General features: G+C 36.6%; 1 protein-coding gene. It reads right to left on the bottom strand.

Annotated features, from left to right (window positions below; translation table 11 throughout):
• Positions 1-23: 23 nt before the first annotated feature.
• On the bottom strand, positions 24-393 hold a 370-nt coding region (locus tag ODR02_RS23545), incomplete at its 5' end, for a hypothetical protein (RefSeq protein WP_331835791.1).

Genomic DNA, 393 nt, shown 5'->3' with positions numbered 1-393 from the left:
TAAATATTAAAAATAAATAATTTTTATGGTTCTAGGAAACTGTAATCAATAGAAGCAACAAGTACACCTTTACCTTTCTTCTTAACAGTTCTTACAACTTCTCCATCTATATAAAGATTGATCGTTAATTCAGAATTATCATCAGGCATTGATGCATTTGCATCAAGATTCAACTGTGCCTGGCTGGAGTTCACGAAGAATTCCCCGCTTGTCCATGGTGAAGTCACAGGAGACTGTGGTGTATTGTATATTGTGTTCTGAGCTGTACCTACCTGCGTAACAACACTTATGATGTTTCCTCCGGCAGTTGTTTTCACCTCGAATTGAACCACATGATCCTGAAACTCTTCGTCATCATCTTTTTTACAAGAATTCACAACGGTAATTACAGAA

Source organism: Chryseobacterium sp. CFS2 (assembly GCF_036543225.1).
Lineage (GTDB): Bacteria > Bacteroidota > Bacteroidia > Flavobacteriales > Weeksellaceae > Chryseobacterium > Chryseobacterium culicis_A.
Note: the sequence above shows the minus strand (reverse complement) of the source record. Positions and strands in the feature narration are given on the sequence as shown.